Below are 14,102 nucleotides of genomic sequence, written 5' to 3'. Positions count from 1 at the left end.
GCCCGGCCCGGCGGGATCACATCTGGCACTGCTCGTAATAGATATCCTGGATATCTTCGATGGCGACACCGATCAAGCGGTTGGTCGGCTGGCCGTCGTCTCCCTCGACGACCTCGCGAACGTAGATGTCCTGAATGGGGTGCTGGTTGGGGCCGAAGCGGAACTCACCGCGCACGCTGTCGAAATCGGCGGCGCGCAGCGCTTCACGAAAGGCGTCCGCGTCATCAGGGTGGGCGCTATCGAGCGCGCTCAGGATCAGGTTGGCCGTGTCATAACCTTGTGCCGCGTAGAGCGTCGGTGTGCGGTCGTAGGTTTCGCGAAAACTGTCCACGAACCGGTGGTTGGCCTCGTTATCGAGATCATAGGCCCACAAGGAGGTGTTGCGTGCGCCAATCGCCGCGCTGCCCACGGCCTTGATGAGGATTTCGTCAAAGGAGAATGCCGCGCCGAAGATGGGGATATCCACCCCCGAGCTTTCCCACTGCTTCATGAACGAGATGCCCATGCCGCCGGGCAGAAAGAAGAACAGGCTGTCCGCATCGCTTGCGCGGATTTGCGCGATCTCGGCGGCGTAGTCGGTCTGGCCCATCTGGGTGTACAGCTCGTCGACGACGTCACCTTCATAAAGGTGCTTGAACCCGGCCAACGCATCGGTGCCGGCGGGGTAGTTGGGCGCCATAATGATCGGTCGCTCGTAACCCTCTTCGCGCATGTAGGCGCCCATGGCACCGTGCAGGTTGTCGTTCTGGTAGGCCACATTGAAGTAGTTTTCGTGGCACATGCGCCCGGCAAGATCGGAAGGCCCGGCGTTGGGCGAAAGGTAGAAAGTGCCCTGGCGAGTAACCGCCGGTACTACCGCCATGGCCAGGTTGGACCAGATGATGCCGGTCATGATATCGACGTCGTCGCGCTGCATGAATTCATTGGCCAGGCTGCGTGCAAGGTCCGGGCGATTGGCATCATCCTGGATGAGGACCTCGATATCGTCGCGGCCGGATTGCTCGATGGCCAGCATGAAGCCATCGCGAACGTCCACACCCAAGTGCGAGCCCCCACCGGAGAGTGTGGTGATCATGCCGATCTTGACGTCATCGGCTTGCGCTGCCAGCACGCTCGATGAAAGAAGCAGGCCGAGGCCAAAGCGGGTGATCTGTTTCATGTCGGTTCCCTCATGTATTGGTCGTTTTATTGCTGAGAGGCTGATTCGTGGATACTCGGTGTATCGTCTTGCGACGGCTTCGCCAGCCGAAAACGCTGCACCTTGCCGGTAGTCGTCTTGGGCAGTTGATCGATGAAGCTGACCGAGCGCGGGTACTTGTAGGGCGCAATCGTCTGTTTGACATGGTCCTGAAGCATTTTCCCGCAGGCCTCATCTTCTTCAAATCCTGCGTTTAATACCACGAACGCCTTGACGATTTGCCCCCGCTCGAGATCGGGAACGCCGATCACCGCGCACTCCTTGACCGCGGGATGGGCAAGCAGGGCCGACTCCACCTCGGGGCCGGCGATGTTGTAACCGGCGGAAACGATCATGTCATCGTTGCGGGCGGCAAAGTGGAAGTAGCCCTCCGCGTCCTGATAAAACGCATCGCCGGTGATGTTCCAGCCATCGACGACGTAGTTTTGCTGGCGCTTGTCCGCCAGGTAGCGACAGCCCGTTGGGCCACGTACGGCGAGCCGTCCAACGGTTCCCGCAGGTACTTCCTGCATATCGCTGTCGACGATTCGGGCCTGGTAGCCGGCCACCGGTTTACCGGTACAGTTGGGGCGGTGATCGTCCAGACGATTAGAAATGAAGATGTGGAGCATTTCCGTGGCGCCAATGCCGTCGATGATCGGGGTACCGGTCTGCTCGATCCAGTCGTGATAGATGGGCGCCGGCAGGGTTTCGCCGGCGGAGACCGCCACGCGCAGGCTGCCCAGGTCGTCATGGCGGGTGGGGGAGGCGAGCATCGCGCGATAGGCGGTCGGGGCAGTGAAGACGACCGTTGCTTGGTATTCACGGATGATGTCCATCATGTTGGGCGGGGAGGCGTGCTCGAGCAGCACGGCACAGGCCCCAAAGCGCAGTGGAAACACCGCCAGCCCGCCAAGGCCGAAGGTGAACGCCAACGGCGGCGAGCCCACGAAAACGTCATCGGCGCTGACCTTGAGCACCTCCTTGGCGTAACCGTCAGCGATCACCAGCAGATCGCGATGATAGTGCAGGGTGGCCTTGGGTGAGCCCGTGGTGCCCGAGGTAAATCCCATCAGCGCGATATCATCGGCGGCGGTATCTACCGCCTTGAACGTCACGGGTTTTGAAAGTGCTAGGCGGTCGAGTTCCGCCTCGTGATTGGCCGTGCCGTCGAAGCCGACGATACGTGCAAGTCCGGGGCTTGCCTTCTGGCACTCATGGAGTTCGTCGAGAAGGCGAGTGTCGCATAGCGCAAGGCTGATCTCGGCCTTGTCGACGATCTGCGAAAGCTCCTTTGCGCGCAGCATCGGCATGGTGTTCACCACGACGGCGCCCGCCTTGGTCGCCGCCAGCCAGCAGGCCACCATGGCCGGGTTGTTGGCCGAACGAATTAGCACGCGGTTGCCGGCAACGATGCCCAGGTCGTCGACCAGAACATGCGCTAGGCGATTCGTCCACTCACAAAGTTCCTGGTAGGAGCGGCGGCGGCCGTTGCCCGCCAAAGCCGTGCGCTGGCCGTGCCCTTGAGCCACGAGCCGGTCGCAGAGTTCGACGCCGACGTTGAAGCGTTTTGGGTAGTCGTGGCTGCCGAGCAGAAACTCGGGCTGCTTCTCGATAGGTGGAAGATTGTCCCGTGGAAACGTGTCCAGATGGGCCGACTCGGTATACATGACCAACCTCCGTATTTAGTGTCGTTGTTTATTCCCGGCCACGCCTTGATCGGGCGCTTTCGGGGATACGGTGTCTGGCGTTTAATGTGTGATTGTTCTTGTTTTTTATTTTGGCTTTTTCAGTGGCGCGATGGTCATCCTATCCGGCGTTCGATGACGCCTCTGACATGACGCTGCGAGCGATGACCACTTTCTGAACATCGGACGCGCCTTCGTAGATACGCAGCGCGCGAATTTCGCGGTAGAGGCTTTCGATGATATGCCCCTTGCGCACGCCGTCTCCGCCGTGAAGCTGTACGGCCTGATCAATGACCTTCTGCGCCTGGTCGGTGGCAAAGAGCTTCGCCATGGCGGCTTCCCGCGTCACGCGCTCGGCGCCTTGATCCTTGGTCCAGGCCGCGCGGTAGACCAGCAGAGCGGCGGCATCCACGTCGAGCGCCATATCGGCCAGGTGGCCTTGCACCATCTGTAGGTCCGCCAGCGCCGCCCCAAAAAGCTCGCGGGAGAGGCTGCGCGATACCGACTCGTCCAGCGCTCGGCGAGCAAAGCCTAAAGCGGCCGCGCCGACCGTTGAACGAAAGACGTCCAGCACCGACATGGCGATCCGAAAGCCCTGGCCTGGCTTGCCGATCAAGGCGCTTGCCGGCAGGCGCATGTCGTTGAACCCCAAGCGGGCCAGCGGATGCGGCGCCACCGTCTCGAGGCGTTCGCGAATCTCGAGCCCTGGGGTATCCGCCGGTACTAGAAAGACCGAAAGCCCCTTCGCCCCCGGTCCTTCTCCGGTACGGGCGAACACCGTATAGATATCGGCGATGCCGCCGTTGGAGATCCAGGTCTTCTCGCCGTTTAACCGATAGCCGTCGCCATCACGTTCGGCGATCGTATCCAGCTGTGCCACGTCCGAGCCGGAGCGAGGCTCGCTGAGCGCAAAGGCCGAAATCGCTTCGCCTTGTCGCGTCTTGTCCAGCCACTTTTTCTGTTCATCGCTGCCATAAAGGCTGATGGCCCCGGTGCCGAGTCCCTGCATCGCGAAGGCGAAATCGGCAAGCCCGTCGTGGCGGGCAAGCGTTTCACGAATCAGGCACAGGCTGCGCACATCGATATCCGCGCCCGCGGTGCCCTTCAAAAACCCCGCCTTACCCAGGTCCTTCACCAACTGCCGACAGGTCGCATCCACATCGTCATGCGCGCGGGGCAGCTCCCGCTGGCACCAGCTTTCAAGCTGCTCGGCCAGTTCCCGGTGGCGCGCATCGAAAAAAGGCCATTGGAGAAAACGTGTATCGCTCATCAGTCCCCCTTGAACTCAGGTGTTTGCTTGGCAACAAAAGCCCGATAGGCGCGCTCGAAGTCTTTGGTCTGCATGCAGATCGCTTGGGCCTGGGCTTCGGATTCGATGGCCTGATCGAGGCTCATCGACCACTCCTGGTTAAGCTGTGTCTTGGTGATGCCGTGAGCGAAGGTGGGTCCCTCGGCCAAGCGAGCAGCGTAGGCGAGGGCTTCTTCCTCGAGCGCTTCGGGCTCGACTACGCGGTTATAGAAGCCCCAGTGAAGGCCTTCCTCGGCGCTCATGCTGCGCCCGCTGTAGAGTAGGTCCGCCGCGCGGCCCTGGCCGATGATGCGTGGCAGCATGGCGCAGGCCCCCATGTCGCAGCCTGCCAGCCCCACCCGCGTAAACAGAAAGGCCGTCTTGGCGCGGGAGGTTGCAAAACGTATGTCCGAGGCCATGGCGATGATCGCACCGGCGCCAACGCAGATACCGTCGATCGCGGTAATGACCGGTTTCCCGCAGTTAAGCATCGCCTTGACCAGATCGCCGGTCATGCGGGTGAATTCGAGCAGCTCTTTCATCTCCTTGCCCACCAGCGGCCCGATGATCTCGTGCACGTCGCCGCCGGAGCAGAAGTTACCGCCATTGGCGGTGAACACCACAGCGTGGACGTCAGTGGCGTAGGGCAGTGCCCGGAAGGTATCGCGAAGCTCGGCGTAGCTTTCAAACGTCAGTGGGTTCTTGCGCTCGGGACGGTTCAACCGAATGACGGCGACGCCGTCATGCATTTCCCAGATAAAGTGTTCGGGTTTCAAATCAGCCATGCGCGTCATGTTGTTGTTCTCGCCTCAATCGTTAATCGGTGTCGCGGGTAGCGGTAGGCAAGCTGTGGAGCAGCTCGCCGATATGGTGGGCGTCCTCCTCGCCTACGCCCTCGAAGAGGGCGTTGATCCAGCGTTCGTGCTCGACGGCCATGGCGCTGAATACCTCGCGACCGGTTCGGGTCAAGCACACCCGCGTGGCACGGCGGTCACCCTCGATGGCGATGCGCTCGACGTTGCCATCTTCCACGAGGCGGTCGACGATGCCGGTGACGTTGCCGTTGGATACCCGCAGCCGCTTGGAAAGCTCGTTCATCTTCAGCCCGTCCTGGTCGGCGTAAAGCGCTGCCATGACGTCGAAGCGAGGAAGCGTCGTGTCGTGCTCGGTACGCAGGCGCTCACGCAGGATGGACTCGGTCTGACGGGTCACTCGCAGCATGCGTAGCCACAGGCGCAGGCGCTCCTTGCTTAGACTCTGGCCGGTCATACTTCGCCCCCTGAAATGGAAATGGCCTGGCCGGTAATGGCCCCGCTGCCGGGCCCGCACAGCCAAAGTGCCGTGGCGGTCACCTCGGCAGGCGCCACCAGCCGCCCGGTCGGGTTGGTCGACTGAAAGTGCTCGGTGGCCTGCTCCGGGGACTGCCCGGTTTTGGCGACGATGTTCTCCACGCTTGCGGCGAGCAGCGGCGTATCGGTAAAGCCCGGGCAGAGCGCGTTGACGGTCACGTTGCGGCTGGCGGTTTCCGCCGCGAGCGCGCGCACCAAACCCACCACGCCGTGCTTGGCTGCGCAGTACGCGCCAACGTAGGCATAGCCCTTGAGCCCAGCGGTTGAGGCCACGGCAATCAATCGGCCGCCATCATTGAGCCGCTTGAGCCCTTCACGAAGGGTGAGAAACACGCCGCTCAGATTCACGTCGAGCATGCGCTGCCACTGCTCGAGCGAGGTTTTGGCAAAAGGCGCGCTCTCGGCGGCCCCGGCGTTGGCGATCACGATATCCACGCTTTCGAGCGTCTCGAACAGCGCCACCATTGCGGCTTCGTCGGTTACGTCGACTACCTCGAACGCGAGACCATCATGCGCCTGGGCCAGTGCTTCGAGGGGCTCGCGGCGTCGGCCGGTAACGGTGACACGCGCTCCCGCCTCGACGAAACCGCGCGCCATGTCGGCGCCGATACCGCTACCGCCACCGGTGATGACAACGCGCTTGCCGCTCAGGTGCTCGCTGTAGTGACTCATATCCACCCCTCGTTGCGTTCGGCCAGGCGTTTGAACTGAGCCCCGCCCGCCTGGTAGGGGGCCGGCCACGCGACGTCGTCATCCCCGAGCCCGGCGGCTACGTGAAGCGTCCAGTAAGGATCGGCTAGGTGCGGGCGGGCAATGCACACCAGATCCGCTCGCCCGGCGATCAGTATCGAGTTCACGTGATCGGCCTGGTAGATATTGCCGACGGCCATCGTGGCAATCGGCGTCTCGTTGCGGATGCGATCGGAGAAAGGGGTTTGGAACATGCGCCCGTATACCGGCTTGGCCTGGGTCGAGGTCTGCCCGGCGGACACGTCGATGATGTCGACGTGGGCCTCGCGCAGGCGTTTGGCGATCTCGACCGCCTCGTCCGGCGTCACACCTTCGTCGCCGCGCCAGTCGTTGGCGGAAATGCGTACGGCGAGTGGTTTCTCTGCGGGCCAGGCATCGCGTACCGCCTGGATCACTTCGAGCGGGTAGCGCAGACGGTTTTCCAGCGAGCTGCCGTACTCGTCATCGCGGTGGTTGGTCAGCGGCGTGATGAAGGAAGAGAGCAGGTAGCCGTGGGCCGCGTGGATCTCGATCATGTCGAACCCGGCGCGCTCGGCCCTGCGGGCGGCCGCGACGAACTCGTCACGCACGTGGTCCATGTCCTCGCGCGTCATGGCGCGTGGCACCTGATTGCGTTCCGACCACGGGGTCGCGGAAGCCGCCATGATTGGCCAGTTGGCCTCGATGAGCGGCGCATCCATCTCTTCCCAGCCAAGCTGGGTAGAGCCCTTGGGGCCCGAATGGCCGATCTGGGCACAGAGTTTGGCGCGGGTCTCCTGATGAACGAAGTCGCAAAGCCGCTTCCACGCCGCCTCGTGCTCCGGTGCGTAGAGCCCCGGGCAGCCGGGCGTGATGCGACCGGTGGCGCTGACGCAGGTCATCTCGGTATATACAAGCCCCGCGCCCCCTTTGGCGCGCTCGGCGTAGTGGCTGAAATGCCAGTCGGTGGGGCAGCCGTCGACGGCCTTGTACTGCGCCATGGGTGAGACCACCACGCGGTTGATCAGGTGCATGTCGCGAAGCTGGTAGGGGGCGAACATGGGCGCTCGCGCGCTATCCGGGTTGCCCGCCTGCGTCTGGAACCAGCGCTCGGCGCTTTCCAGCCACTGCGGGTCGCGGGCGCGCAGGTTTTCATGGCTGATGCGCTGCGAGCGGGTCAACAGCGAGTAGTTGAACTGCACCGGGTCGAGATCCAGGTAGCGCTTGATCTGCTCGAACCACTCCGTCGAGTTGCGCGCCGCCGACTGAAGCCTCAATACCTCGAAACGGCGCTCCTCTTCATAGCGGGCGATCGCTGCCTTACTGTCGCTCTCACTATGTAGATACGTGGCCAGCGCAATAGCGCTTTCCAAAGCCAGCTTGGAGCCCGAGCCGATCGAAAAGTGGGCCGTGGCCGCCGCATCGCCCATGAGCACGATATTCTGATAGCTCCAGCGCTCACACAAAACGCGAGGGAAGTTGATCCAGGCAGAACCGCGGATGTGATTGGCGTTGGTCATTAAGGCATGACCGTTCAGGTGTCGCGCGAATATACGCTCGCAAACCGCGATCGATTCCTGCTGGCTAAGCTCGCCAAAACCAAACGCTTGCCAGGTCTCTTCGCTGCACTCGACGATGAATGTCGCGGTGTCGCTATCGAACTGATAGGCGTGCGCCCACACCCAGCCATGCTCGGTGTTCTCGAAGATGAAGGTGAAGGCGTCGTTGAAGGTTTGGTGAGTGCCTAACCAAACGAATTTACACGCTCTGACGTCGATATCGGGATTGAAGTGCTCGGCATGGATCTGACGGGTTCGGGAGTTGAGGCCATCGGAGGCGATAACGAGGTCATAGTCACGCTGGCATTGATCGATAACCGCTTGGGTCACATCCGTTTCGAAGCGCATTTCGATACCCAGTTCCCGGGCACGCTCCTGTAACAGGATGAGTAGTTGCCTGCGACCGATGCCGCAGAACCCATGGCCGGTAGAAACGGTTTTAACACCTTTATGAACAACCGCAATGTCATCCCAGTAGGCAAAATGCTCGCGAATGCGCTCGGCGCTCACTGGGTCGTTCGCCGCCAGGTTCTCAAGGGTTTCGTCTGACAGCACGACGCCCCAGCCAAAGGTATCGTCAGGTCGATTGCGCTCCATGACGACCACTTCGTGATCCGGATTGCGCAATTTTATGCTAATAGCAAAATAGAGACCGGCGGGCCCTCCACCCAAACAGGCAACTTTCATTTTTTATTCTCCCTGTGGATTCTTGTTTCAAGGTAAAGAGCCTTTATAGAAACTTCAAGCTTAAATTTTTTAGACTTAAAGTTTCTGTGAGTGTGTGGGTCAGTGAACAGTCAATGTTGGAATTTGAAACGCATCGGCAGCGGCTGGCGTCGGTTGAAGCCGGGAGAGCTTTTTCTGGAGGGTTGGTTAGCAGCTTTCTAAAAGTGCCAAAAAGGTAGTGCTGGATTTCACGTAAAACCACTCCTGGCGGGATTGACAGACGTATACCGAAAAGAGAGTCTAGAGTTCACGAAAAATGGCAAGGAGAACGCCATGCTGGAGAATTGTAAAAACGCTCAGGAGCGATGGGGCGGGGTGCATAGCCTGATCGATCGCTGGCTGGAGCAGCGCCGAACCTTTTTGATCAGTTTCATCGAGTTGAAAGAAGCGTGCGACTCGGAGCTCGAGGCGGTCAACAAGACGCGCATCGATACCTTCAGCGAACTGTTGATGGACTACATCAGCGCCGGGCATTTCGAGATCTACCCGGAACTCGCCCGCGAAGCCAAGGCCTTCGACGACGATAGCGCTCTTGAAATCGCCAGCAAGCTGCTGGAGCGTCTGGAAATGTCGACCGCCATGGTGCTGGAGTTCGACGAAGACTTCACCACTGTCGAGCACTGCCAGACGAATCTTAACCGGCTACCGGCTTGGCTCGACCGCCTCGCCAAGGGGTTGGCCGAGCGCTTTGCGCTGGAAGATCAGCTCATCGCACGCATGCACGCCGTCCACAGCCCGCAGACTACCTCTTAAGCAACAGCTTGCCAGTTAAGCGGGATACCTGGACAAAGAGCCGCTATCACCAAGGGCGGCTGTCCCCGCCATCGCCCAATGAATTGGGCTCCTACGATGAAGTTGCACCTCAATATTTTGCCCAACCCCATGTAGGAGCAGGCTTCAGCCAGCGACGCAGCGCAAAGCGCTGCCGGAGTCAGGCGGAGTAGGCACATAAAGTGCCTGTGATGCCAAGGGCGGCTGTCGCCGCCATCGCCCAATGAATTGGGCTCCTACGATGAAATTGCACACCCGATATTTTGCCCAACCCCATGTAGGAGCAGGCTTCAGCCAGCGACGCAGCGCAAAGCGCTGCCGGAGTCAGGCGGAGTAGGCACTTAAAGTGCCTGTAATGCCAAGGGCGGCTGTCGCCGCCATCGCCCAATGAATTGGGCTCCTACGATGAAATTGCACACCCGATATTTTGCCCAACCCCATGTTAGGAGCAGGCTTCAGCCAGCGACGCAGCGCAAAGCGCTGCCGGGGTCAGGCGGAGTAGTCACATAAAGTGCCTGTAATGCCAACGGTGGCTATCACCGACATCGCCCAATAAAATTAGGCGCCTACGATGAAGCCGTACCCCCGGTGTTATGTCTCTTTGAACCGATCACCAGCATGCAGGGAGTCAACAGCAGGGTGAGCAGGGTGGCGAAGGTGAGGCCGCCGGCGATCGCACTCGACATCTGTGTCCACCACTGGGCCGAGGGCGCGTTGAACCCAAGCGCCGGGGCGAAAAGGTTGACGTTGATGCCCAGCACCATCGGTAAAAGCCCCAACACGGTGGTGATCGCCGTGAGCAGCACCGGGCGAAGGCGTAAGCAGCCCGCTTCCAGCGCCGCCTCACCGGGGGGCATGCCCTGGCCGCGCAGCTCATTGTAGGTATCGATCAATACGATATTGTTGTTCACCACGATGCCGGCGAGGGCGATCACGCCCATGCCGACCATGACGATGCCGAAGGCTTGGCCGGTGATCAAAAGACCCATCAGCACGCCCGCAGTGGAGAATACGATCGCGGAGAGCACCAGCGCGGCCTGGTAGTAGCTGTTGAACTGGGTGACCATGATCAGCGCCATTAGACCGAGGGCGATGAGAAACGCGCCGACGAGAAACTGCATCGACTCCTGCTGGTCTTCCTGCTCGCCGGCCACGTTGATCATCAAGCCTTCTGGCAGCTCATTCTGAGCCTCATTCATTAACGCGCCCAGGCGCTCGTCGGCGAGATAGCCAAGCGCCAGATCCGCCTCCAGCGTGATCGCTCGGCGGCCGTCGATCCGGTTGAGCGTACCGACCTTTGGCGCTGGGGTGACCGTCACGAAATTCGAAATGGGCACCTGACCGCGCTGGGTGTTGATACTCAGCCGTTCGAGCTGGTCTAGCGTACGGTAGCGCTCTGGCATGCGAAGGCGAATGTCCACCTCGTCGCTGACCGTCGGTGGGCGGTAGCTTGCGACCTGAAGGCCGGTCGTCAGCAGCTGTACGGCGCTGCCGATGGTGGTGATATCGGTGCCCATGCGCGCGGCGGCTTCGCGGTCCACGTCGATCTGCCACTCCACACCCGGTAGGCTGCGGTTATCCTGAATATCGGTGAAGCCGCCAAGGCGTTGCATCAGCTCGCGTAGCTGGTCCACCCCCGCATCGGCGATATCCGGGTCGGTGGCGCTGACCTCGAGCACGATGGGCTTGCCGCCGCCAGGCCCCTGCTCCTGCTCCTGAAACTCCAGCGTGATGCCGGGAAGATCCTGAGTTCGCTCGGCCATTTCGCTTAAAATGGTGCGTGCCGGGCGACGCGCGTACCAGTCGATGAACTGGAACTGCAGCACGCCGACGACGTCGTCACCGACCTGCTCGTCGGCGACGAACGAGCGCGCGTAGAGCGCTTCGACTTCGCTCATGGCGCCGAGGCGCGCTTCCACGCGCTTAAGGATCGCATCCGCCTCATGCACCGAGAAATCGCCCCGAGCGTGCACCAGCACCTGAGCGCTATCCGGCTCGACGTTGGGAAAGAAGTCGACGCCGTGATTGAAGCGGGCGTAGCCGGTGTACAGCAGCGCGATGACGACCAGCGCTAGTGCCAGCACCCAGCCCGGGCGCGCGAGTAGCCGCGAAAGCACGCGCCGGTAGCCGCGGCCAAGCGCCGTGCTTTGCCCGAGCGCGGCGGCTTGGCTGGCCGGGTCGCTCACCTGGCGAGTAAACAGGCGGCCAAGCGTGGGCAGAAAGATGAGCGCCATGACAAGCGATGCCAGCAGGCAAAGAATCACCGTGGCGGGCAGGTATTTCATGAACTGGCCGACCACGCCGGGCCAGAACAGAAGCGGAAAAAACACCGCAAGTGTGGTGGCCGTCGATGCGATGACCGGCCAGCTCATTCTCGAGGCGGCGTCGAGCCAGGCGTTAAAGGGGGATTTGCCCTCGCGCAGGTAGCGATCCGCCAGCTCGCTGACCACGATGGCGCCGTCCACCAGCATGCCCGCTACCAGAATCAGCGCAAACAGCACCACGATGTTGAGCGTGAACCCGAACGCCCACACCAGCAAAATGCCGGTCAAAAATGCGCCGGGAATGGTCAGCCCCACCAGTAGGGCCATGCGCAGCCCCATGACCGCGACCACCACGATCAGCACCAGCACCACAGCGGTCAGCACGTTGTTTAAAAGCTCCGAGAGCATGTCCGCCACGGTAGCCGACTCGTCCAGAATGGTCGTGACGTGGAGCTGCTCGGGCAAAAACGCCTGCGCTTGGTCGAAGCGCTCGCGCACCGCATCGATGGTTTCGATGATGTTGGCGCCGGCGCGCTTGGAAATTTCCAGCACCACCGCGGGTTCGCCGTCGATACGTGCAAAGCCCGTTGGATCCTTGAACGTGGGGTGAATCCAGGCCACGTCGCCAAAGGTCACGACCCGGTCGCCGTCGATCTTGACCGGCATGTTCATCACGTCTTCGAGCGAGGTGATGACGCCGGGTACCTTGAGCGCCAGCCGCCCGGCGCCGGTATCCAGACTACCCGCCGCCACCAGCCGGTTATTGCGCGAGACCTGGTTGAACAGCGCGTCGAAATCGATGCCGTAGCTCTCCAGTACCAGCGGGTCGACCACGATCTCCAGCAGATCCTCCTGCTCGCCAGCGATCTCGACTTCGAGCACGTTGGCCACGCCTTCGATCTCTTCCTTGAGCCGCCTTGCAATGGCAATACGCTCACGGGTGTCGAGCTGGCCTGAAAGCCCGATGCTGAGCACCGGAAACTCGGAAACGTTGACCTCCATGACGCGCGGCTCGTCGGCCTCATCCGGTATTTCCGCCCGGGCGATATCGACCCGCTCGCGCACATCCGATAGCGCCGTATCCGGGTCGAAGCCCGGGTCGAACTCCAGTGTGACCGACGCGTGGCCTTCGCTTGACTGCGCGGTGAACTTGCGAAGCCCTTCGATGCCTCGAAGCTCCTGCTCCATGGGGCGTACCAGCAGCCGCTCGCCGTCCTCGGGGCTGACGCCTTCAAGCGTCAGCGAGACATAGATCAGCGGAATGGTGACGTCCGGGTTCGCTTCCTTGGGGATCACCTGCCAGGCCGTGATGCCGGCGAGCAGCAGCCCCACCAGCAGAAGCAGCGTGGTGCGGGTATGGGTGAGCGCGGCGTGAATCAGCGTGCGCATTTAAGTCCCCGCCGCGACGGTGCCGGTGGCCGGCGCGCGTTGATCGGTATCCTCCGCGCGCACCGGCGTGACCGTCTCGCCCGGCTCGACCAGCCCGGCGCCCAGCGTGATCAGCTCCAGCGTCTCGGGCAGCCCTGCCACAAACGCGCTTTGGAGCGTGGCGCTGAGCAGCGTCACCGGTGTTTGCACAACGGTGTCGTTTTCCCCCAGATGCTTGACCGAAAGCTCGCCGTTATCGTCCAGGCTCAAAAGCGCCGGCGATAGAGCGTGGGCCGGGCGCGGCGGTAGCGTCAGGGTGAACTCGGCGCTGCTGCCGGCCAAGCGCTTGCGCTCCGGGTTGTCGAGCGTCACCTCCATGTAGAACGAGCGGGTCTGCTCCTCGGCACGACTGCTGATAAAGGAGACCTCGCCCTCGAGCGTCTCGCCGTTCAATAGCCGCGCGGTGACCGGTAGCGCCAGGGTTATCGCGTTGATCTGCTGCTGGGAGACCCAAGCCGTTCCGGTCAGCGTGCGGTCGTCGATTAGCTGGCCCCACTCTTCCCCGGGCTGGAGCAAATCGCCCAGTTCGACCTGTACGCGATCGAGCACACCGTCGAACGGCGCGGTGGGGCGGGTGTCGGCCAGCTCGCGTTCGAGCTGGGCTACTTGCGCTGCACTGGCGCTGACCCCACTTTGCAGGCGCAAAAGATCCGGCTGGGAGATGAAGTTGCGCTGGCGTAGATCCTGGGCGCCGGCGTACTCGGCCTCGGCCACGGCGAGCTCGGCGCGAGCCTGCTGCAAACGCTCCGGCAGGGCCTGGTTGTCCAGCACTAAAAGCGTCTGCCCCGACGTGACGGCATCCCCTTGGGCGACCGGTTTCTCCACCACGTAGCCCGCAGCATTGGCGCGCAGAAGCGTCTCTTGGCGTGCTTCGAGCTGGCCCTGGAAGACTTCCTGGGGCACGTAGGGCGTGCTTTGCTGGCGGGTGACTTCCACCCGCGGCGCCTGTACGTCTTGCTCGGCGGCGGCGTCTGGCGGGGCGCTTTGAAAGTGCTGAAAATCGCCAAACGCCAGCCAAACGGTCAGCGCCAGAACGAATAAAAGCGCTAGCGCGTAGGAGAGGGGAATTCGTCGCATGAGGAGGATCGGTCTCGATATCAAACAGGCGTTGGAAGTGGCTCCACCATAGCGTACTCGACGCGCG

At 61.9% G+C, this 14,102-nt stretch carries 10 protein-coding genes; 1 reads left to right on the top strand and 9 read right to left on the bottom strand.

Translation table 11 applies throughout. The features are described 5' to 3' along the window. Positions 1 to 16: 16 nt before the first annotated feature. From ACGLWX_RS03015 to ACGLWX_RS02985, 7 genes are all read right to left on the bottom strand, one after another. Positions 17 to 1,159 carry an ABC transporter substrate-binding protein gene (locus tag ACGLWX_RS03015; protein WP_396237206.1) on the bottom strand — a complete coding sequence of 381 codons (1,143 nt, stop codon included), beginning with the start codon at positions 1,157 to 1,159 and terminating at the stop codon, positions 17 to 19. A gap of 26 nt (positions 1,160 to 1,185) precedes the next feature. Next, the gene (locus ACGLWX_RS03010; protein WP_396237204.1) at positions 1,186 to 2,847 is read right to left on the bottom strand and encodes a benzoate-CoA ligase family protein; all 1,662 of its coding nucleotides are present in this window, start codon (positions 2,845 to 2,847) and stop codon (positions 1,186 to 1,188) included. 139 nt (positions 2,848 to 2,986) lie between these two features. Beyond that, the gene (locus tag ACGLWX_RS03005; RefSeq protein WP_396237202.1) at positions 2,987 to 4,135 is read right to left on the bottom strand and encodes an acyl-CoA dehydrogenase family protein; all 1,149 of its coding nucleotides are present in this window, start codon (positions 4,133 to 4,135) and stop codon (positions 2,987 to 2,989) included. Further along, positions 4,135 to 4,947, bottom strand: a complete 813-nt coding sequence (locus ACGLWX_RS03000; protein ID WP_396237200.1) for an enoyl-CoA hydratase family protein — start codon at positions 4,945 to 4,947, stop codon at positions 4,135 to 4,137. Before ACGLWX_RS03000 ends, ACGLWX_RS03005 begins: the two co-directional genes overlap by 1 nt. 22 nt (positions 4,948 to 4,969) lie before the next feature. Further along, entirely contained in the window at positions 4,970 to 5,422 is a 453-nt protein-coding gene (locus ACGLWX_RS02995; RefSeq protein WP_396237198.1) for a MarR family winged helix-turn-helix transcriptional regulator, read from the bottom strand. After that, positions 5,419 to 6,174, bottom strand: coding sequence for an SDR family NAD(P)-dependent oxidoreductase (locus ACGLWX_RS02990; protein ID WP_396237196.1), 756 nt, complete (start codon positions 6,172 to 6,174; stop codon positions 5,419 to 5,421). Before ACGLWX_RS02990 ends, ACGLWX_RS02995 begins: the two co-directional genes overlap by 4 nt. Further along, positions 6,171 to 8,456, bottom strand: a complete 2,286-nt coding sequence (locus ACGLWX_RS02985) for a bifunctional salicylyl-CoA 5-hydroxylase/oxidoreductase (protein ID WP_396237194.1) — start codon at positions 8,454 to 8,456, stop codon at positions 6,171 to 6,173. Before ACGLWX_RS02985 ends, ACGLWX_RS02990 begins: the two co-directional genes overlap by 4 nt. Before the next feature lie 312 nt (positions 8,457 to 8,768). Here ACGLWX_RS02985 and rsd point away from each other — a divergent pair, with 312 nt between their 5' ends. Next, positions 8,769 to 9,248: a sigma D regulator gene (gene rsd / locus ACGLWX_RS02980; protein WP_396237192.1), complete on the top strand. Its 480-nt coding sequence runs from the start codon at positions 8,769 to 8,771 to the stop codon at positions 9,246 to 9,248. Positions 9,249 to 9,832: 584 nt separating this feature from the next. On the opposite strand, the gene ACGLWX_RS02975 is transcribed toward rsd, so the two are convergent. Together ACGLWX_RS02975 and ACGLWX_RS02970 are read right to left on the bottom strand one after the other, a co-directional pair. Further along, positions 9,833 to 12,919: an efflux RND transporter permease subunit gene (locus tag ACGLWX_RS02975; protein WP_396237190.1), complete on the bottom strand. Its 3,087-nt coding sequence runs from the start codon at positions 12,917 to 12,919 to the stop codon at positions 9,833 to 9,835. Next, positions 12,920 to 14,035: an efflux RND transporter periplasmic adaptor subunit gene (locus tag ACGLWX_RS02970; RefSeq protein WP_396237188.1), complete on the bottom strand. Its 1,116-nt coding sequence runs from the start codon at positions 14,033 to 14,035 to the stop codon at positions 12,920 to 12,922. Between the last annotated feature and the right edge of the window lie 67 nt (positions 14,036 to 14,102).

Origin of the sequence: Halomonas sp. HMF6819, assembly GCF_044335525.1 — a bacterium.
GTDB lineage: Bacteria > Pseudomonadota > Gammaproteobacteria > Pseudomonadales > Halomonadaceae > Vreelandella.
The sequence above is the reverse complement of the archived record's forward strand: the minus strand, read 5'-3'. Positions and strand labels throughout refer to the sequence as shown.